This window comes from Clostridium sp. LBM24168 (genome assembly GCF_052953915.1).
Map to the genome: position 1 here is coordinate 2078801 of NZ_CP196861.1, position 19439 is coordinate 2098239.

Genomic DNA, 19439 nt, shown 5'->3' on the forward strand with positions numbered 1-19439 from the left:
ACAATTAAAAACTCTATAAATTCTTTTGAATAACGTAGATCTCTTACTACATTAAACAAGAATAGAGCTTACATATTTTAGCTGCTGATATCCAATTCCTCAATGGATTTAAATTCATAATTCTTATCTGAAAATACATTTAACAATTGATGGAGAGGTGATTTTTCAGAATAAGTATAAATTGGATACCCTGATCTGTCCTTTCCAACTTTAATATATTCAAATTCAATATTAGGATGGTAGAAAAAACTAGCCAAAGTTTTTTTAGGCAATTTATAAATTTTATTAATCATATTATCCATATATTTTACACCATCTACATAATCAAGTGGAGTAGGAATAAAACTTACTATTTTATTTTGAATTTTCACTTTTCTTACTACCCCTTCATTCTGAAATTTATATGCTTCATATATATAATTAAAATATTCACCTATAATTCTTTTTTGTGACTTTGTTGCATCATAATGAGGACTTTCAAAAAAGTATATGGGTATATCCAGTTTTTTAGCACAATTTATTGCTAAACTAACTCTTTTGCGAACAGATTTTTCACTAGCATTAATTCTACTATTGAACTCAATTCCATCAACACTTTCTTCCTTTCCATGTTGATGCGTGTACCCATGTAACCCAACCATTCCATTTCTATCTATAAGGTAATCAAGCGTAAATATAAAATCTGTATTATACATACTGAGATGAGTAGAAGGGTCATTATCAATACCTTTCGCAGGATTCATATATCTAGGAATCCAAGCAACATGAAAAGGAATATTTTCGTGATATAAATAATCTGATATAATTCTAAGTTTTTCCAATGACTCTGATGTTGCATATCTTTGGCCTGCAGTAATATCTTCTAGTCTAATTAAAGCCGGCTTGCCATGCTTTTTCCCAACCTTTTGTGATAAAACACCTGGATCATAAAATAAAGACAGTGTTTTTGTTTCAATGTTCCAATCTGTTTTTAAATTAAATAACTTAGTGAAGTCAAAAAGAGCTAGATAAAGAACATCTTCTGATGTAATAGCTTTTTTTCGTAAATTATACTCTTTATTATTTTTATAATAGGAGTTTTTTAATAAATTAATTCGTACAGATTTATTATTCATTCTAACAATGGCATTATCTTTTGTTAACTCTGTATTACCATTTAACAAGTAACATATTTCAGAAACTGGAATATACAACCTATTATTATCATTATATATAGGAGATCGAAGTCTTAGAGGCTTCATTTTAAAATTTAATATTATATTTTCTTCTTTCATATTTAAACCTTTAAAAGGGCTAAATTTTTTATTAGATTCTCCTAAGATATTATTTATATTATTATGTTTTGATAGTTCTTTATTTCTTAGGATACATGCACCAGAAATAGTAATAATAATACTGCTTATTAATAATATTAATTTAAGAGTGCTTTTAAATTTATCCCTTGCTTTTTTTATATCCATCACTTATTCATCTCCTGATTGATTAGTAAAATATAAGTGTAATATATTTATATTTTACATTTTTAAAGATATAATATTCTTTATATTTATATATCAGGAGTGATAATTAAAAATTATAGCGTAAATTCAAAAAATACTAGAGCTTTTATCTTTTGGATATCCTATAGTTTTCAGCAGTCTTTAACTTATTTTTGCCAAATTTTTAACGGCAAAAAACCTCCGGCTTTGAGCTGAGGTTTTTAATTATTCATTATTATAACATTATTTATCCTATAGACTATTTAAAATTTAATGGTCTTAGGTTTTTCCGTAAAAGAATAAATAGTAGCAGTTGCATTTTTTAGATAAAGGACTTCACAGTTTCCATCATCGGCTGCATACATATTTTTAAGATTTGGATAGTCATCAAGCATGTGCTGTCTAGCTTCAACTCTATCATCCTGAATAACAGTTGCTGTAATACGTATCCAAGTATTATCTTTTCCAACAGCACAGATTTCAATTTTAGGATTCTTTTTCATTTGGTCAAAAACATCTTTAATCTTTCCAGTCTGAATGTAAAGCTTTCCTTCAAAGACAGAGATTGTTCCAAATGGTCGGACTCTTGGCTGATCGCCTTCAGATGTAGCTAAGTAATAAGTGCCAATATTTTTTAAATATTGATAAACTTCATTCACTTTAATTGCTCCTTTCAATTCATATAATATAACCATTTTAACCCTTACCTCTAAAATAGCAAATACAATTTTTATAAATATTTATACGTTTTATATATAAATATAACCTAGTGACAGTTGTATTTAAGTTTAATGTGTTTTATTTATGAATAAACAAAACAAGCATCCTAGAACTGATCCAAGATGCTTATTTCATTTGATAGAGTGTATTTTTTCATATTTAAATTGTTTATAGGGAACTATTATGTTAAATTTACTTTGATTACAACTTTAATTATTATTTTAGCTTTATACCATTAAGAACATATTAACCACAAGTTAAATATAAGAATTTTTTATTTACGGCATAAGCTGTATTGGTGGCTATAATTAAATATTATAGCCAAATTTTACCAAGATGGTGACTTCATTTTATCTTTACAATATCACTCATAATCTGGGCATTTTTAGTAATTTCTTCTAAAGTAGCAGTTATTTCTTCAGTCGCAGCTGATTGGCTTTCTGAAACAGATTGAACTTGATTTACTATCTTAAAAATATCTTTAATATTTTTATTCATTTCTAATAATATTTGTGAAATTTTCTTTGAGGATTCATTACTTGATCTAGCTAACTTTCTCATTTCATTTGCAACAACTGTAAATCCTTTTCCTAATTCACCTGCTCTAGCTGCTTCTATAGCTGCATTCAGTCCTAATAGATTCGATTGTGAAGCGATACCTTGTATCATACCAATAATTTCATTACTTTCTGATACTTCTCTTTCTGATTGTCTTGTAATATCCACCAAGTTATCTATCATGCTAAGCAACTTCTCCGCTCCTGCACTAATTTCTTGAATACTCGCATTAGTTTCTTCAAGGGAAGAAAATAAATTATCTGCTGATTCTTCGGCCCTAAATTGTCCATCTAAACTTCTGCCTATTCCTATACCACCTACAATATTACCTTTTGAATTCTTGATGGGATATGAAATTTCTTTAAAAGAAATTCCAAATACTTCTTTGGGAACTATTGTACTATAGGGTTTACCGTCTTTAATCGTTTTATATAGCATGATATCAGTTGGTATTCCACTACCTACATTTATTTTCATATCTAAAGTATCTCCTGGTCTATAATATAAAAATGTTGTAGTATCTGCAACAGCCACTGCTATATCCTCAAGCAATATATCCTTAAGTACAGGCATAACTTGTAAATAAACTTCTAAACTTTCTTCTCTTGCCATAAGACTCCCTCTCCTAAAATAAATTTTTATTCATAATACTATTATTCGACAATAACTGACTGCTTCCTGCCAATCATATTTATTTATTTTAAGATCTATTCCACCGTACTATTATAGAGCTATTAAATGTAAAAATTGCGTCTTCATTTTTTTCTTACAGGTATCTAAAAAAATGTATTAAACAAAAAAATAGCAATATCCCGAATTTCTTCAAAACACTGTTATTACTCACTTGGTAGTTCCCTGGAGGGATCAAATTACTGATTTTATTTTTCTTAAGACTATGATCTAAATCACCCAATATTGTTAAGGTTCAACGATGTTCAAATTAGCATAGATGGAGAGAATTATACTGATTTAAATACATCTCATGTTAAGGTTCAACGCTCAACAGGAAGGTATTATAGAAAAATTTTCCTAATTTAAATACATCTCATGTTAAGGTTCAACTAGGTCGGTACCGTTAAGAGCATTGGTAAATCCTATTTAAATACATCTCATGTTAAGGTTCAACGGAGATTGATTTAATAAAGTTATGATTGAACTATTATTTAAATACATCTCATGTTAAGGTTCAACAAATGAAGCCAACAAGTTTGCAGCTGAACTTTTAAATTTAAATACATCTCATGTTAAGGTTCAACCCATGCGGTTATGGCAGATAAAAAGGGATTCGAGAATTTAAATACATCTCATGTTAAGGTTCAACAAACAATGTCATGTGCCAGATAGATGCAAAGTCTCAATTTAAATACATCTCATGTTAAGGTTCAACTTTACAGCAGAATCAATAAATTCCTGTTTCAGCATCATTTAAATACATCTCATGTTAAGGTTCAACCTAGAATCTTTTTCAAGCGTAATTTTAGTTTTGCAGATTTAAATACATCTCATGTTAAGGTTCAACATTCTTCAAACGTCTGTGTTAAGAATTTCAACAATATTTAAATACATCTCATGTTAAGGTTCAACTTAATAGTAGAGAAGATTTCCCTATAAAGATAGCAAATTTAAATACATCTCATGTTAAGGTTCAACATGGAAGGGCTTGAAAAAATAAAGCAGCGTGAATAATTTAAATACATCTCATGTTAAGGTTCAACTTTATCTCCAGTTGCAATACTATCTGGAGACGCTAATTTAAATACATCTCATGTTAAGGTTCAACTCTATAAATTTCAAGTTACCACCTCATCATAAGAATTTAAATACATCTCATGTTAAGGTTCAACGGTAAATCAAACTTTGCAATTCTATGCATGGTACTTATTTAAATACATCTCATGTTAAGGTTCAACTAAAACTTTCACTTAAAACATTTAGCAGTCTGGGTAATTTAAATACATCTCATGTTAAGGTTCAACGAATCACCCTATATAAATTTAGCAAATTTATTTTTATTTAAATACATCTCATGTTAAGGTTCAACCTTACATGAACTGAGAGCAAAGGTGAGTAAGTAAAATTTAAATACATCTCATGTTAAGGTTCAACCTACATCAGCATCACCATTAGCCCCGCAATATTGTATTTAAATACATCTCATGTTAAGGTTCAACATTGCCTACAAGCTTTAAAAAGTGGGGTTCAGACAATTTAAATACATCTCATGTTAAGGTTCAACGGAAAACCATTTTTACTTATAATTACAATTTTTATAATTTAAATACATCTCATGTTAAGGTTCAACTTATATTCTTCACTGTCCATTTTCAAATTGCCAGAATTTAAATACATCTCATGTTAAGGTTCAACAAGCACTAGTAATTACAAATAGAACTACTGGAAAATTTAAATACATCTCATGTTAAGGTTCAACTTTATGGAATCCTTCTTATTTTATAGCTACTGTATCATTTAAATACATCTCATGTTAAGGTTCAACAAAAATAAAGGCACTCACAAGGCATTATATAGGCTATTTAAATACATCTCATGTTAAGGTTCAACTAGCTTGCCCATTTATATTAAAGTGTGCAGGCTATTATTTAAATACATCTCATGTTAAGGTTCAACTCTTGTTTTAGTGTTTTTTTCAACGACCAATCCATATTTAAATACATCTCATGTTAAGGTTCAACTTTCAATCATAGCATTTATTAATACATCTAGTGCTATTTAAATACATCTCATGTTAAGGTTCAACCAAGTGGATTCCCTCCGGACTCTCTTTTAACCAATATTTAAATACATCTCATGTTAAGGTTCAACTCAAACGATATTGTAGGTAGTAACCAAAAACGAGATTTAAATACATCTCATGTTAAGGTTCAACCGGAATGTGTCTTAGCAAAATCATTTATCATTTGTATTTAAATACATCTCATGTTAAGGTTCAACATGATAGCCATCCTTTCTCAATATATTTGCTTTGATTTAAATACATCTCATGTTAAGGTTCAACATATCTATGTCACAACTTTTATTTCTCCTTTTACAATTTAAATACATCTCATGTTAAGGTTCAACCTCCACAAAGTAAAACTTGGTGATTTAACTCCATAGATTTAAATACATCTCATGTTAAGGTTCAACGGAAAAGCCCTGGCTCTTCCACCCTGCCACAAAGCAATTTAAATACATCTCATGTTAAGGTTCAACTTGTATAGTAGATATCTTATTCTGTAGAGTAGATACTATTTAAATACATCTCATGTTAAGGTTCAACCCACAGAAAGGGAAAATGTTCTAAGTAAATTGAATGAATTTAAATACATCTCATGTTAAGGTTCAACTTTTTGTTCATATATTGCCCTAGAATACTTAATTGGATTTAAATACATCTCATGTTAAGGTTCAACTTTAACTCTTGCCAATATTTACATAACTCTATTCCTATTTAAATACATCTCATGTTAAGGTTCAACATCCTCTGAAGGTCTATCTTCTATCTTTTCAAGTTTATTTAAATACATCTCATGTTAAGGTTCAACAAAAAAAGCAGGTATAAATAAAAATATAAGATTTCAATTTAAATACATCTCATGTTAAGGTTCAACTTTATCTGCTTCAATTTGAGCAACTTCATTTTTAATTTAAATACATCTCATGTTAAGGTTCAACAAAACAAGAAAGTCAACACTACCCAATATATTATATATTTAAATACATCTCATGTTAAGGTTCAACTTATAAAGGTATGAGCCAGAAACCGGATGATTTGGAATTTAAATACATCTCATGTTAAGGTTCAACGAGGTGTTAAAATGATATTCTTAATAAAAGAATACAGATTTAAATACATCTCATGTTAAGGTTCAACTTTACCAAACTCCTCAGCTCAGCCATGGCCCTTGATATTTAAATACATCTCATGTTAAGGTTCAACTAAATGTGCTGTATTTGCACCGACAACACCACCAAATTTAAATACATCTCATGTTAAGGTTCAACACCACTCTATATAGTCAGGTGCCTCAGACATTATTATTTAAATACATCTCATGTTAAGGTTCAACACGAATCTAATTTTGTAGTGAATGCTTCTACCGTAAATTTAAATACATCTCATGTTAAGGTTCAACATGCCTGCAACCTGGAATACATCATCAACACTGTACATTTAAATACATCTCATGTTAAGGTTCAACCAATTTAAATAATATTATAAATAATTTAAACACAAAATTTAAATACATCTCATGTTAAGGTTCAACTCTTTTAGATAAAATTATAGATAGTTCGCCTGAAGGATTTAAATACATCTCATGTTAAGGTTCAACCTTTTTTTTAGAGATAGGTTTATCAACTGGTGAAAAATTTAAATACATCTCATGTTAAGGTTCAACTCTCATTTTCATAGCTAACCAGCTGAGGTTGCTGCATTTAAATACATCTCATGTTAAGGTTCAACTTCTATTTTTAATTAGTTCATCTAAATTTTATTCTAATTTAAATACATCTCATGTTAAGGTTCAACTTTTCAACAAATTCTTGATTGCATAATTCTTGTATCATTTAAATACATCTCATGTTAAGGTTCAACAAAGTCCACTTCACACCTCCCATACAAGTATTTTTTATTTAAATACATCTCATGTTAAGGTTCAACTTTGAATATCCTCGTTTAGAAAATTATTCTAAAGAATTTAAATACATCTCATGTTAAGGTTCAACTAATATCAGTGCCATATACAACTGTGCTTACAGTTGATTTAAATACATCTCATGTTAAGGTTCAACATCTTGAATCCATTGTTAACTTTATCCTCAGTAGCCATTTAAATACATCTCATGTTAAGGTTCAACAAATATCAAGTCCATGGAACCTAAATAGTTTCTGAAATTTAAATACATCTCATGTTAAGGTTCAACATAATATTGTATCACAATATCACAATGTTTACAAAGATTTAAATACATCTCATGTTAAGGTTCAACGAACCTTCTTTAATTGTAAATGTACCGAATAACGGATTTAAATACATCTCATGTTAAGGTTCAACTATAGAAAAGGAGGAAAATTAAATGATAATTACTTAATTTAAATACATCTCATGTTAAGGTTCAACGTGTGAGGTGGCGAGGTAATGAGTAGTGTTTAATAGATTTAAATACATCTCATGTTAAGGTTCAACCAGTAAATAGGTTAATACATTTAGCTTTAAATAAGAATTTAAATACATCTCATGTTAAGGTTCAACAATCCAAAAGATATAAAAATTATATGTCGCATTTACATTTAAATACATCTCATGTTAAGGTTCAACCCAGTAACTAAGCAAAATTATTTCACCAAAGAGAAATTTAAATACATCTCATGTTAAGGTTCAACTCAAATACCAGCTCACACTGTTTTCTCATGGCATCATTTAAATACATCTCATGTTAAGGTTCAACCTTTAAGGAAACAAGTACTATCTGGCCAATTATCTAATTTAAATACATCTCATGTTAAGGTTCAACAAATATAGATTTGGCAATTGAAGAATTGGAGTATGAATTTAAATACATCTCATGTTAAGGTTCAACCCGAAGGACGTTTTGATGGAAAAAGACTACATGAATAATTTAAATACATCTCATGTTAAGGTTCAACAGATAAGGCTAAAAGATTTGTAACTAGAGTATTTGAATTTAAATACATCTCATGTTAAGGTTCAACGAAGGGTAGTTTTGCCTAAAGAGTTAAGGGATAAATTATTTAAATACATCTCATGTTAAGGTTCAACTTTGAGCAGAACTCAATTTTATGCAATTTTAAATGGATTTAAATACATCTCATGTTAAGGTTCAACCTATGCAAAATAGTCATTTCTCATTTTTATTATATTCCTCAAGACTTTATAAATAAAGGCTTTTCTTAAAATTTTTCCAACTGATTTCTGGTTTTAATAAACATAACAATAAAACTACTTAAAATTCATATAATTCAATAACTCACACCCATTTTTCCTTTTTGAAGGTTGGAAAAAATAAATATACCTTAATAATTCCTAATAATCAATTCATTATACCTATGCTCTCTATATCTTCCCATAGGATTATGATTTTTCCCAACCTCATATTGTAAATATGCTATTATATTTATGTAGAATAATTCTTAGAAACAAATTATACAGAAAAGTAAAATTTATGGAGGTATTAAATGAAAGATAATATTCTTATTGTAGATGCTAAACAGTCAGATTATAAAATATTAAGAGAAATATTTTATAATGTCCGCAAAAGTACATTCCATTGGGAAAGAGCTGAAAATATAAAATTATCGGATTTTGATGAAAGTACAAAGGACGAATTGATATTAACTGCTATGATAGAAAACAAAATAGTTGGATTTATATCAATTTGGGTACCAGATAAATTCATACATAATTTATTTGTATCTAAAGAATTTCAAGGAAAAGGTATTGGGACAGATCTTATTATTGAAGCCATAAAAAGAGTAAGTTTACCGTTAACTTTGAAATGTGTAAAATCAAATATTGCAGCTCTTGATTATTACATATCGCACAATTGGATAATCGAAGAAGAAGGGATAAGTGACAATATACCATACTATTTAATGAAATATCCTAACACATATTAAAACAAATCCTAGAGTAGTTTTCCTCCACTCTAGGACTAAAACTATTGAGCTGATTATGTACCAATATTTTTAAACAAGGTGTAAACCATAATATAATCTTGTTAATTACAGCATTTTTCTAAGTTTCTTCTTAAATTTATACAAGACCTTGCGCTTTCATTGCCTCAGCTACCTTAATAAACCCTGCTATATTTGCCCCACTTAAATAGTCATTATCGAGCCCATATTCATGTGCCGTTTCTGCAGAATTTTTAAAAATATTTTGCATGATTTTTTTTAATCTTTGATCTACTTCTTCAGCAGGCCAGCTTAATCGCATACTATTTTGGCTCATTTCCAATGCAGAAACTGCAACTCCTCCAGCATTAGCAGCTTTTGCCGGTCCATACAGCAAATTAGCCTGCCTGTATATTTGAATAGCTTGTGGTGTACCTGGCATATTTGCTCCTTCTGCCACTAATTTAACACCATTAGCAACAATTTTATGCGCTTCTTTTTCACCAATTTCATTTTGTGTTGCACAAGGTAGGGCTATATCATATTTGAGATCCGAATTCCAAGCAGATCCTTCATGATATTGCGCCCCTTCAACACGATAAGCATAATCACTTATTCTTCCACGTTCAACTTCTTTAATCTGTTTAAGGATCGAAAAATCAATACCATTTGGATCAATAACATATCCATTAGAATCTGAAACAACAAGTACAGTTCCACCTAGTTCATGGGCCTTTTTAACTGCATAAATTGCAACATTTCCTGACCCTGAAATTACAATTCTCTTGTTTTTTAAAGAATTATTCAAGGCATTCAACATTTCTTCTACATAGTATACTAAACCAAATCCTGTAGCTTCCGGACGAATTAAAGAACCTCCATACTCCACTTTTTTACCAGTCAATACTCCTGATTGATAACCTCTCAATCGTTTATACTGTCCATACATATAACCTATTTCTCTAGCTCCTACACCAATATCACCAGCAGGTACATCTAAATCCGCTCCAATATATTTTGACAATTCGGTCATAAAGCTCTGACAAAATCTCATAACCTCATTATCTGATTTACCTTTAGGATTGAAATCACTTCCACCTTTTCCTGCACCAATAGGTAATCCAGTCAGGCTGTTCTTAAAAATTTGCTCAAATCCTAAAAACTTAATAATACTTAAATTAACTGTTGGATGGAATCTAAGACCCCCTTTATATGGGCCAATAGCTGAGTTGAATTGTACTCTAAAGCCTCGGTTTACTTGATATTTACCTTTATCATCAACCCATGGAACTCGGAATTGAATGATACGCTCAGGTTCTATAATACGTTCCAATATATTCTCATCAATATATTTTGGGTGCTTGTCCAAAACAGGTACCATAGTGCCTAAAAAATTTTGAACAGCTTCACTAAATTCTGGTTGATACGGATCTTTTTCCTTTACTTTTTTTAAAATATAAGCAATATATGCTTCAGTTTTTTTCATATATAACATCCTTTCGTTAATTTTCTGTCAATAATAAATTGTATTAACAAGTTTAAATTATAACATATATTTTAAATACTGAAAATAATAAGAATTTTTTACTAGAATATTTTTAAAAACAATATATCAATCACTATCCAGGCAAAAAATAGCATACTTAATAAAAAAACAAAAGCCTAGAGCATTTTTTAACTCTAGACTTTGAATTTCTTCAAAACTCCTCGATTATTTATTCTTTTAATCATCAAGAAATTAAACGCGTATAATATAATCCTTTTTCCTAGGTGCAGCTGGCGCAACACCACCCTCAGCAGCATATCCCAAAACACAATTACCGATTCCAACATAATTTTCTTGGATTCTCCATTTTCTTAACAGTGCTCTGCCTTTTTCTGTTTCGAACTCTTCTTTTGCTCTGTAAATAAAACAAGAATCCACGTCGATGGCATGAGCAGCATTCAACATATTACCTATAATAAGTGCGCCATCTTCAACATAAGTTTCAACTTTTCTGTCGGCAAATACAACAAGTAGAGTTGGCGCTCCATAAAATGGATCAGACTTAGTTCCGATAATAGCTGCATTTATTTTAGAAATTTCTTTGATCGTTTCTTAGTCTTGTATAACAACAATAATTGGTGATTGTTTCCCCATACCCGTTGGTGCATAAGTTCCAGCTTCAAGAATAACATCCAGCTCTTCCTTTCTGATCTGCTTTTGTTGATATTTTCTACAACTAATATTCTTTATAAGAATAGCATAACTAATCACAGTTTTTTAAATAATTACTCTAGTCCTTCTATTATCTTTTGAAGTCTTTCGTCTTCATCATAATCTTGACACAATCCAGCACTTTTATGACTCTGTTGTATATTATTAAATGTCGATACCCAATTTTGACTATAATCACTATTAGTTGTTAATACAAGTTTAGTATTTACAACACGTATTCTTGATATAAAGGCATGAATCAGTATGCATCCATAGTCTTTATCTGTAATTTTACCTTCATTAAGTAATTTTCTGTCTTCCTTTATTAGTTGTGCAAAAGTACTATTATATGGATCAAATTTTTCAGTATTATTATCAGAATAAGTGTTTTTGTCAGTAATAGCTTTATTTATATAGTTATTACTATTGCCTAAGTTATTCTTAATCTTATTATATTCATACATAAGATTTTCCCGGTAATTTATATTATTTATATTTATCAAATGAAAAAACCTCCTTAAAGTACAGCTTATTATGTATAATCGTATGGTAATTCAAATAAATTATAACAATTCCGTTATTTGTATAAAATAGAATTAATGAGTTTCAAAGACAAAATAAAAAGCTGGCTATTTGAAGTTGTGAAAATGTATGGAAATATAAAACCAACTACATTTGCAAGATATGAAGGTTTGTATAGAAATATTATAATAAACTATTTAAGCAGGATAAAATCGGTAAATAATCCTTAAAAATAAAAAAATAAGGACACCTTAACCATTGATGTTAAGCCATTCTTTTCTTTTTGGTAGTCCCTAGGAGGATCGAACTCCTGATTTCACTTTTCCAATATTGTAAGTGTATATGATTTTCTGCAAGTTTTGAATTATAAAGGTTTAACAACTATAATAAAATATTAATATTTATGTCTATCTAAAACTATGGTGTAAAAATGGTGTAAATTCAAATCAGGTTTACACCATTTGATATTACTTATTTTAGCACATCTTTCCCACTATAAATTAATGGAAGGAACTATTACTAAAATCAGATATTCTGATATATATAATTATATAATATTTACTCTATTTATAAAAGCTAAACCTCCAGCTTTGGGCTGGGGGTTATTTATTGTAAATACTATTTTAAAAGCCCTGGATTCACCAGAGCTTTTGTTTATCTTTTTATTGGCCTGTAACCTGCAGTTTGCGCTTTAAAATTTTATTTATATTTTTTTCCATAATCCTATTTGCTTCTTTTTTATCATTTTGTTTTTTTCTATCTATTCTTATACAATCTATCAAATTCTTAGTATCTATAACAGCAATAAATAAGCATAATATGGTACCTATTAATAATACGAGTTCTAGACTATATATTCCTTGTCTTATTCTAAAATTTAATTTAATATTATCAAATAGTATCAGATTTAATAATGACACTAAAACAGATGATATCCCCAATTGGATACCTTCTATAATATTCTTATATATATTATCAAGCGAATCGGCCTTATCAAGAAATTGTATAACTTTTTCATTTAAAAAAGTCAATAAAATTGAAAGAGATGTAAATAAAAAGCCTACTAAAACAGTAGTAACGGTTATTAAATTAAAATGGTTTTGCTTAACAAAATCAACTTTAAATATAATGCTGAATACAATACTTATTAAAATATAAGTAATTATTTTTTTTAATAACTTCATTTACACCACCTCCATATTAAAATTTATAATTGCTATTTTTCTATATAACTTAATACTCGTGCTTTATTTTCACCTTCATATAAATTTTTCATTCTATAATATACTTCCTTCGCTATTTCATCTAACGACAATTTTATAGATAAACCATCATCTACTTTTACACTAGGAATATCTAAATTAAATGTTACATCTTCTTCTCTAAAAGTATAATCTTTACTACTAGTATTTTTAGTTTTACCAGTTATGCGTAATGTATTCTTTATTTTCTCAGTACATTGACGTAGAGCATTTATCGTATGTTTTATTTTTTGGCTACTCGTAGTTAGAGGTACATGGTTTCTAGCCTTAAGAGTTACCTCAATTTGATAAAAATCTAAATTCCGTATCTGTTGTATTTGGACATCATCTAACCCTAAACTTGTAAGTATATCAGCACTAGGAACTTCATAATTATATCTTATTTTATTTAATCTAACTCCTTCGTCTGACAACGCATTAATTAACTCCTCTGAAACTATTTTTTTATAATCAAATTCATTATTACTAAAACTTTTATTTAATATATGTTTAAATGATTTAACCGTAGGTGCATATTGCCCATATAGCTCCAAAACTATACTGTCTTTAATATCCACTAAAATATACGTACATATTTCCAAATTATATGAGTCTTGGTCTTCTTTATCTATTATTTCTTTTCCCTCAAAGGTTTCCAAATTTCTCTTTATTGCTCCTTCTATATCTTTTTCTCTTCCGATCCTAAAAAACAAATAATTATCATTTACATCAATATCATCCACATGTTTTAAATATTCAAGTGATAAATAATTTTCTTCATCATTGTCTTTAAATATAAAGGCCTTATTCATATAGGAAACAGTTTTTACATTCTTACTTTCAAATAATTCTTCTATTACATCTTTTAAATATTTACTGTCTACTGTTTTATCCCTTCGCTTTAAATCATAAGTAAAACATCTAATTCTCTTTATGCTCATTAATAACTTAATCCCCCAATATAGTAAAGTTGCACTTTCAAAAACATTATTATATAATGGAGATGTCAAATGATTTGAAAGCACATAACCTATTATAAGTCCGCCAAACTTATAATAGGCTTTTTCTTTAGTATAGGACATGCTACCAAATTATTCAATAAATTCGACAAAAGTATACTAACTTCACCGTAATTACATTATCTGTTACTTATATTGTATATATTCAATATTTAGTTAAAAAAGTCCTTTAAATGTTTAATAATTTCTGATAATCAACTCACTGTATCTATGCTCTTTATCTCCATACTTTCCCATAAGATTATGATTTCTCTGAACTTCATCTATACTAAAATCCTTGTATAAATCTCTCACAAATTCACAATCGTTATAAGAAAGAATAAATTTACCCTTCACATTCTTAAGGCAGTCACATAACCTTATATGGTCCTTCCCTGAAAACTGTACTTGATAGTATTTTTCAGTACCATAGTAAGGCGGGTCCAGGTATATGAGCGCATCCTCTTTATCGTATACTCTAAGTAAATCCTGAAAATCTTTATTTTCAATGACTACATCAGACAACCTCTCCTGAATATCCGTAAGATACTGAATCATGACATTAACATTTTTCTTTACACATCCATAGGATCTGTGGTCGCTTCCATAGCTTGTCTTAATCAGCATGAAGAAACGTGCTGCTCTCTGAATATCCGTCATACCTCTAGTATTATACTGGCTGACAAAATCATAAAATACTTCTCTTGAATTCAACATAAATGAGAGTTCCCTCTGCAGCTCCCCACGGTGAAATTTTACACATCTGAATAAATTCACCAGGTCTCCATTTATGTCATTGTAGACTTCCATGTTGGCCAATTTATCCTTTGAAAATAATACCCATGCTGCACCTCCAAACACCTCTATGTATCTATTGAAACTTTCGGGAAATCTTTTAGTTATCTCCTTTCTGAGTAATTTCTTTCCACCTATCCATCCTATAAAACTATTCATATACTACCTCCCATATTCCAGATAATACTATTATATACGAACATATGTTCTATATCAAGGTAGAATATGGATAAGCTTTATAAATATAGATTCATGATTAAAATTTATGCTATAATGATTATCAGGAGAATAAGGATGTTTTTAGTTAGTCACCCTCCGGGCTTTATCTCTCCCATGGAGTCGTTGCGGTTAATCTGACAGCAGAGGGGGTGACATATATGAATGCTTACGTTATTATCGTTTCCATAGTATGCGTAACAACAATGGGCATAGCTCTGGGCACTACAGTAATTTTTGCTATATTGGCATACTTAAAGGAAAAAGCTGTACTTAAACATAAAAATAACTTTAGGGATAATAATGAAATTTCCGTCACTGTTGATGATGAAAATAATCATTCAAAAAACTAAAATGCACCCATCCCATTGAGTGCATTTTAAACAGTAAAAACATTTAAAAAATCATATAAAACCGTAACGGCTTCTTATACATATATTATATCACATTGTATATTATTTTAAACACTCAATAAGTAAAACGTCCAATATTCCATACAAAATTTTTAAATTTTGTATACTATAATATACTTTTGAAGTGAAAAATAAAGCCCCAGGCCAAATCAATGACCTATGGCTAAAATTATTGAGCTGGCTGTGCTGGAGCCGTAGTGCTTTGTGCTGACTGAGTTGCTGTTGTATTCGTACTCTGCGTAGTCCCCACAATACTCTGCATATCAGCAACCTTCTTTTTCAATTCTCCGTTTTCCTGCAGCAGCTTGTCTCTTTCACTCTGTAGCTGTGAATTTTGAGTTTGAAGCTGCGATACCTGACTTTGAACTGCCGTCTGCCCAGCTGACTTTTTCTCTTCTGGGCTTTTGAGTTCATATACTTTGTTTTCAATTACCCCGGAAACTATGGCCTTTACATTGTCATCAACTTCTATACCCAACTTTTGAAGTACACTATATACATAATCTTCAGCACTCTTTTTCCTCTGGTCCGCTGGAAGCTGTGAAGATATATTGAGCTGCTGAGCTTGCCCTACACCTATCTCCGCATAGTGTTCTACGATACTCAAAATATTCAGAAATTTATTACCCGGTACTATAGCTTTTGCAGCATCAGTATATTTTTTGACCTCCTGCAGGCCGTTGTCAACCTTTTGTAATATCTCTCCAGTGTCAACACCCTTCCTCTTTAAAGCTGGCAGGAGCACCAATACTGCAGCTCCCACTCCAATGGCCAGCCCTATAACAATAAATAATATAGTTAAACCTGACATTTTTATTTACCTCCATTTTTTATAAAATTAAGTACACGTTCTGCTGTTTCATATCTATCCGTACCGCTGATCAGTTCTGTCAAATAGCTTGTATATTGTTCTTTCTTCCCACCAACAGCATAAACATTCTTTACTTGGCTAAAATCAAACTTTCTGGCATTAGAAATTGTAGGACAATTTAAAAAATCAGCCAACAGTTCCGCAGAATGCATATCAGCACCGTAGTTATATATCACAATAGCATCCACTTTCTTCTTACCTCCTTTTACAAGATTATAAAAATCCTCCGCCATATAATTAAGATCCACATATCCGGACACACCTGGTATCTGCCCTTTATTCGTATACTGCCATATAGCATATTTACTCCATAGCGTGAAACACGGACTACTTACCCCGTAATTTGCCACCCAAAGAGGATATTTTGTTATCCTGGAATTCAGATGTTCTTTTATATAACTTGGATTGCAATAAATCACCGCCGGAGCTATAGAAGATATGGCATCCAGAAATGCCAGACATGCATCTGTCATGTCACCGCTGCACTGCTGTTCAAAATCCAGAACTACAAAATCCGGATCAGTACCTGCAACAGTGGATTTAAAAAAGTTTGCTTCCTGGATGGCTTTTTCTTTATCTTTAAATCTTCCAAAAGCATAAGCCCCGGTAACAAGTCCCAGGGCTTTGGCTTTTTTAATATTATCGTTATAAAATTTATCCACAAAGGTACTTCCCTCGGTGGCTTTGGCAATTACAAAAGAATTACCGGCATTTTTTATTAGGTTCATATTTATAGAACCATTAAGATTGCTTATATCAACACCTTTTAACATAAATTATTCCTCCTTTTCTAAACCATCAATCCTATGATGAGCTGATTTTGCGCTTTCCTCAACTCTGGTGACTCTTTCCTCAATAAGGCTTATTTTAGTAGCTTGTGACCTAAAATCTAGCTTTATATCACTTACGTCTTTTCCGATATAATCTAATTTGGTCTCCAATCTAGTATTACAAGATGCATCTTCCTTAGTTTGCTTTTTCATATAGTTAAATGCACTTATAATTCCCACTATTGCACCTATTACAGTGCAAATTAACCCGATAGTTGCATAATCCATCTCTAGCCTCCTTAATTTCTGCATTAAAAAAGAGCCTTGGATTTCCCCAAAACTCTTTTTATTTGTAATTGTTTATTCTGAATGTTCTTCCTTACTAGCCATTCTACAAAGAATAAATACTACTACATAAATAAATATTATAGGTACAAGGATTATAGTCAAAATTATTAACATTTTGATTCACCTCGATTTTACACCTAAAGTATTATTTACTAGAATAATAATCGTTATATATAATATTTGTTACATTTTCACATATTGTTTTGACATTCAATGTGTACAATAAAGCATGAGATAAGTATATAATTATACAATCTCTTATACCTAGGAACCAGACAATACAATAAGGTAGAGGCTGATCTAAACGTTAGGTGAGCCTTTATCCTATTTTTAGATAGATCCTTCTAAAAAGGCAAAAATAAAAAAGCTACCTCTAGCCCCTATTTGCCCTGTGCTCTATGCTGTGTAGTCCTGCCCAGTTATGGTTTTATACTGTTCTGCTGTAATTTTATCCTTATTAGTAAACACTTTTAAAGAGTCATTTGTATAAAAACCTGCCTTATAGTAAGTTGAGCATATTTTAAACCAGTCCATTTATGTTACCTCCTTTTATATTAACTCTGCATTTACCAATGCTAAAAGCATTTGAGCATTTTGGCTTTGTAATTCTGCAACATTACTTTGTAATTGGTTCAATTCTGTAGCTTGTTTAGATTTAGATAAACATATATTAATCATACCCGTTTCATAATATTTATAAATACTTCTAAAAGTTTGATAATCTGTAGAATTTAATATCTGCTCTTCTGGTATATTAGTTGTAGATCCATCTGAATTCTCTATTGTTTCAGCCAATTTCTTTATTACAATTGATGTTAAATTTGATGAATTAGAAAATGATGTTTGTAATTCATTCAAATCATAATTACCCCCACCTTCTTGTCTATAAAAATTTAAAGATAAACAGTTTTCATAGTATCCATTTTGATTTTGTACAGTTTCTTGTATAGAATCAGCTACATAGCTAACATTATTTGCTAATGTTATTTGAAATTTAGACACATTTAAGACTCCCTTCTAATTAAATTCATTTACTGTATTGCAACTGCATGTAGTTCTACCTTGGCAATCACACCCAGATGCTATTTGTGAAGTACACCCAGATGGTGATGTTGAACCCCACTCGCCATTTTCATTAGTTCTAGCATTGCATGTACAAATGGGTTGTCCTGTTCTTGTATAGCAAAGGCAGTCAATATAGCCATAGGTACTTTTACACGAACATGGTACAACTGAATCACACCCAACTGAATCACATCCCAGTGCATCAGAATCAACTATTGATTCAGGTACACCAGTTCTATCTTGACAATCACAAACTGAATTAGTTCTACTATTACATGTACAAACTGATGAACAGCCAGAAGAATAATTATCACAATTGCACCCACTCGTTCTCCCGTTGCAGGAACAAGTGGTAGCATTTACAGTTCTGTTATTACAACTACACGCTTTCAAATTATTTAAAGCTTCATTCATTCCCCTTAGAGATATTTTACCATTATATTGTGCTCCACTATGACCAGAGCAATAAGAACCACTTGCTGTTCTTACAGCGTACATATTATTTAATAACACTTTTAAACTTCTTAAACTATTTACCGTAGGAGTAATAGTGTAGCCCTTTTTATTATTAATAATTATATTCTTTAATGATAATAAACTTAACATGCAA

The 19439-nt window shown here is 30.2% G+C and carries 19 protein-coding genes and 1 CRISPR repeat array; of the genes, 3 read left to right on the top strand and 16 right to left on the bottom strand.

The window, feature by feature from the left end; all coding sequences use genetic code 11:
- Positions 1 to 77: 77 nt before the first annotated feature.
- The 3 genes from ACSVC9_RS10220 to ACSVC9_RS10230 all read right to left on the bottom strand — a co-directional run bounded on the left by ACSVC9_RS10220 (position 78) and on the right by ACSVC9_RS10230 (position 3368).
- Positions 78 to 1460: a DUF2334 domain-containing protein gene (locus tag ACSVC9_RS10220; protein WP_446897389.1), complete on the bottom strand. Its 1383-nt coding sequence runs from the start codon at positions 1458 to 1460 to the stop codon at positions 78 to 80.
- A gap of 281 nt (positions 1461 to 1741) precedes the next feature.
- On the bottom strand, positions 1742 to 2137 hold the full coding sequence (locus ACSVC9_RS10225) for a pyridoxamine 5'-phosphate oxidase family protein (RefSeq protein ID WP_446897390.1): 396 nt from the start codon (positions 2135 to 2137) through the stop codon (positions 1742 to 1744).
- A 406-nt stretch (positions 2138 to 2543) separates the two neighbouring features.
- Positions 2544 to 3368 (bottom strand): methyl-accepting chemotaxis protein, encoded by an 825-nt coding sequence (locus ACSVC9_RS10230; protein ID WP_446897391.1) that lies wholly within the window; start codon positions 3366 to 3368, stop codon positions 2544 to 2546.
- A 355-nt stretch (positions 3369 to 3723) separates the two neighbouring features.
- A CRISPR array of direct repeats spans positions 3724 to 8605; the repeat unit is 30 nt; unit sequence ATTTAAATACATCTCATGTTAAGGTTCAAC.
- Between the two features lie 350 nt (positions 8606 to 8955).
- Here ACSVC9_RS10230 and ACSVC9_RS10235 point away from each other — a divergent pair.
- Positions 8956 to 9396: a GNAT family N-acetyltransferase gene (locus ACSVC9_RS10235; RefSeq protein WP_446897392.1), complete on the top strand. Its 441-nt coding sequence runs from the start codon at positions 8956 to 8958 to the stop codon at positions 9394 to 9396.
- A 136-nt stretch (positions 9397 to 9532) separates the two neighbouring features.
- On the opposite strand, the gene gdhA is transcribed toward ACSVC9_RS10235, so the two are convergent.
- The 4 genes from gdhA to ACSVC9_RS10255 all read right to left on the bottom strand — a co-directional run bounded on the left by gdhA (position 9533) and on the right by ACSVC9_RS10255 (position 12093).
- A complete protein-coding gene (gene gdhA, locus ACSVC9_RS10240; RefSeq protein WP_446897393.1) occupies positions 9533 to 10879 on the bottom strand; it encodes an NADP-specific glutamate dehydrogenase in 1347 nt (448 codons plus the stop codon).
- A 252-nt stretch (positions 10880 to 11131) separates the two neighbouring features.
- Positions 11132 to 11344 (bottom strand): hypothetical protein, encoded by a 213-nt coding sequence (locus ACSVC9_RS10245; protein ID WP_446897394.1) that lies wholly within the window; start codon positions 11342 to 11344, stop codon positions 11132 to 11134.
- A 147-nt stretch (positions 11345 to 11491) separates the two neighbouring features.
- A complete protein-coding gene (locus ACSVC9_RS10250) occupies positions 11492 to 11650 on the bottom strand; it encodes a nitroreductase family protein (RefSeq protein ID WP_446897395.1) in 159 nt (52 codons plus the stop codon).
- 14 nt (positions 11651 to 11664) lie between these two features.
- Positions 11665 to 12093 (bottom strand): hypothetical protein, encoded by a 429-nt coding sequence (locus ACSVC9_RS10255; RefSeq protein WP_446897396.1) that lies wholly within the window; start codon positions 12091 to 12093, stop codon positions 11665 to 11667.
- A gap of 96 nt (positions 12094 to 12189) precedes the next feature.
- On the opposite strand from ACSVC9_RS10255, the gene ACSVC9_RS10260 reads away from it, so the two are divergent.
- Positions 12190 to 12342, top strand: a complete 153-nt coding sequence (locus ACSVC9_RS10260; protein WP_446897397.1) for a hypothetical protein — start codon at positions 12190 to 12192, stop codon at positions 12340 to 12342.
- Positions 12343 to 12774: 432 nt separating this feature from the next.
- Here the strand turns inward: ACSVC9_RS10260 and ACSVC9_RS10265 are convergent, their stop codons facing one another.
- The 3 genes from ACSVC9_RS10265 to ACSVC9_RS10275 all read right to left on the bottom strand — a co-directional run bounded on the left by ACSVC9_RS10265 (position 12775) and on the right by ACSVC9_RS10275 (position 15305).
- Positions 12775 to 13296, bottom strand: a complete 522-nt coding sequence (locus tag ACSVC9_RS10265; RefSeq protein ID WP_446897398.1) for a hypothetical protein — start codon at positions 13294 to 13296, stop codon at positions 12775 to 12777.
- Positions 13297 to 13328: 32 nt separating this feature from the next.
- Positions 13329 to 14435 carry a hypothetical protein gene (locus tag ACSVC9_RS10270; protein WP_446897399.1) on the bottom strand — a complete coding sequence of 369 codons (1107 nt, stop codon included), beginning with the start codon at positions 14433 to 14435 and terminating at the stop codon, positions 13329 to 13331.
- Positions 14436 to 14549: 114 nt separating this feature from the next.
- Positions 14550 to 15305, bottom strand: a complete 756-nt coding sequence (locus tag ACSVC9_RS10275) for a DNA adenine methylase (protein ID WP_446897400.1) — start codon at positions 15303 to 15305, stop codon at positions 14550 to 14552.
- 218 nt (positions 15306 to 15523) lie between these two features.
- On the opposite strand from ACSVC9_RS10275, the gene ACSVC9_RS10280 reads away from it, so the two are divergent.
- A complete protein-coding gene (locus ACSVC9_RS10280; protein ID WP_106008455.1) occupies positions 15524 to 15715 on the top strand; it encodes a hypothetical protein in 192 nt (63 codons plus the stop codon).
- A gap of 229 nt (positions 15716 to 15944) precedes the next feature.
- Here the strand turns inward: ACSVC9_RS10280 and ACSVC9_RS10285 are convergent, their stop codons facing one another.
- From ACSVC9_RS10285 to ACSVC9_RS10310, 6 genes are all read right to left on the bottom strand, one after another.
- The gene (locus ACSVC9_RS10285; protein WP_446897401.1) at positions 15945 to 16586 is read right to left on the bottom strand and encodes a hypothetical protein; all 642 of its coding nucleotides are present in this window, start codon (positions 16584 to 16586) and stop codon (positions 15945 to 15947) included.
- A 2-nt stretch (positions 16587 to 16588) separates the two neighbouring features.
- The gene (locus tag ACSVC9_RS10290) at positions 16589 to 17419 is read right to left on the bottom strand and encodes a glycoside hydrolase family 25 protein (protein ID WP_446897402.1); all 831 of its coding nucleotides are present in this window, start codon (positions 17417 to 17419) and stop codon (positions 16589 to 16591) included.
- 3 nt (positions 17420 to 17422) lie between these two features.
- The gene (locus ACSVC9_RS10295; RefSeq protein ID WP_446897403.1) at positions 17423 to 17704 is read right to left on the bottom strand and encodes a hypothetical protein; all 282 of its coding nucleotides are present in this window, start codon (positions 17702 to 17704) and stop codon (positions 17423 to 17425) included.
- A gap of 456 nt (positions 17705 to 18160) precedes the next feature.
- A complete protein-coding gene (locus tag ACSVC9_RS10300) occupies positions 18161 to 18298 on the bottom strand; it encodes an XkdX family protein (protein WP_446897404.1) in 138 nt (45 codons plus the stop codon).
- 15 nt (positions 18299 to 18313) lie between these two features.
- Positions 18314 to 18766, bottom strand: coding sequence for a hypothetical protein (locus ACSVC9_RS10305; RefSeq protein ID WP_446897405.1), 453 nt, complete (start codon positions 18764 to 18766; stop codon positions 18314 to 18316).
- Positions 18767 to 18781: 15 nt separating this feature from the next.
- The gene (locus ACSVC9_RS10310; RefSeq protein ID WP_446897406.1) at positions 18782 to 19435 is read right to left on the bottom strand and encodes a hypothetical protein; all 654 of its coding nucleotides are present in this window, start codon (positions 19433 to 19435) and stop codon (positions 18782 to 18784) included.
- Between the last annotated feature and the right edge of the window lie 4 nt (positions 19436 to 19439).

Coding starts and splice junctions, on each gene's coding strand:
- ACSVC9_RS10220 (WP_446897389.1), bottom strand. CDS start 1,460: ATGGATATAAAAAAAGCAAGGGATAAATTTAAAAGCACTCTTAAATTA.
- ACSVC9_RS10230 (WP_446897391.1), bottom strand. CDS start 3,368: ATGGCAAGAGAAGAAAGTTTAGAAGTTTATTTACAAGTTATGCCTGTA.
- ACSVC9_RS10235 (WP_446897392.1), top strand. CDS start 8,956: ATGAAAGATAATATTCTTATTGTAGATGCTAAACAGTCAGATTATAAA.
- gdhA (WP_446897393.1), bottom strand. CDS start 10,879: ATGAAAAAAACTGAAGCATATATTGCTTATATTTTAAAAAAAGTAAAG.
- ACSVC9_RS10245 (WP_446897394.1), bottom strand. CDS start 11,344: ATGTTGAATGCTGCTCATGCCATCGACGTGGATTCTTGTTTTATTTAC.
- ACSVC9_RS10260 (WP_446897397.1), top strand. CDS start 12,190: ATGAGTTTCAAAGACAAAATAAAAAGCTGGCTATTTGAAGTTGTGAAA.
- ACSVC9_RS10265 (WP_446897398.1), bottom strand. CDS start 13,296: ATGAAGTTATTAAAAAAAATAATTACTTATATTTTAATAAGTATTGTA.
- ACSVC9_RS10270 (WP_446897399.1), bottom strand. CDS start 14,435: ATGTCCTATACTAAAGAAAAAGCCTATTATAAGTTTGGCGGACTTATA.
- ACSVC9_RS10275 (WP_446897400.1), bottom strand. CDS start 15,305: ATGAATAGTTTTATAGGATGGATAGGTGGAAAGAAATTACTCAGAAAG.
- ACSVC9_RS10280 (WP_106008455.1), top strand. CDS start 15,524: ATGAATGCTTACGTTATTATCGTTTCCATAGTATGCGTAACAACAATG.
- ACSVC9_RS10285 (WP_446897401.1), bottom strand. CDS start 16,586: ATGTCAGGTTTAACTATATTATTTATTGTTATAGGGCTGGCCATTGGA.
- ACSVC9_RS10290 (WP_446897402.1), bottom strand. CDS start 17,419: ATGTTAAAAGGTGTTGATATAAGCAATCTTAATGGTTCTATAAATATG.
- ACSVC9_RS10295 (WP_446897403.1), bottom strand. CDS start 17,704: ATGGATTATGCAACTATCGGGTTAATTTGCACTGTAATAGGTGCAATA.
- ACSVC9_RS10300 (WP_446897404.1), bottom strand. CDS start 18,298: ATGGACTGGTTTAAAATATGCTCAACTTACTATAAGGCAGGTTTTTAT.
- ACSVC9_RS10310 (WP_446897406.1), bottom strand. CDS start 19,435: ATGTTAAGTTTATTATCATTAAAGAATATAATTATTAATAATAAAAAG.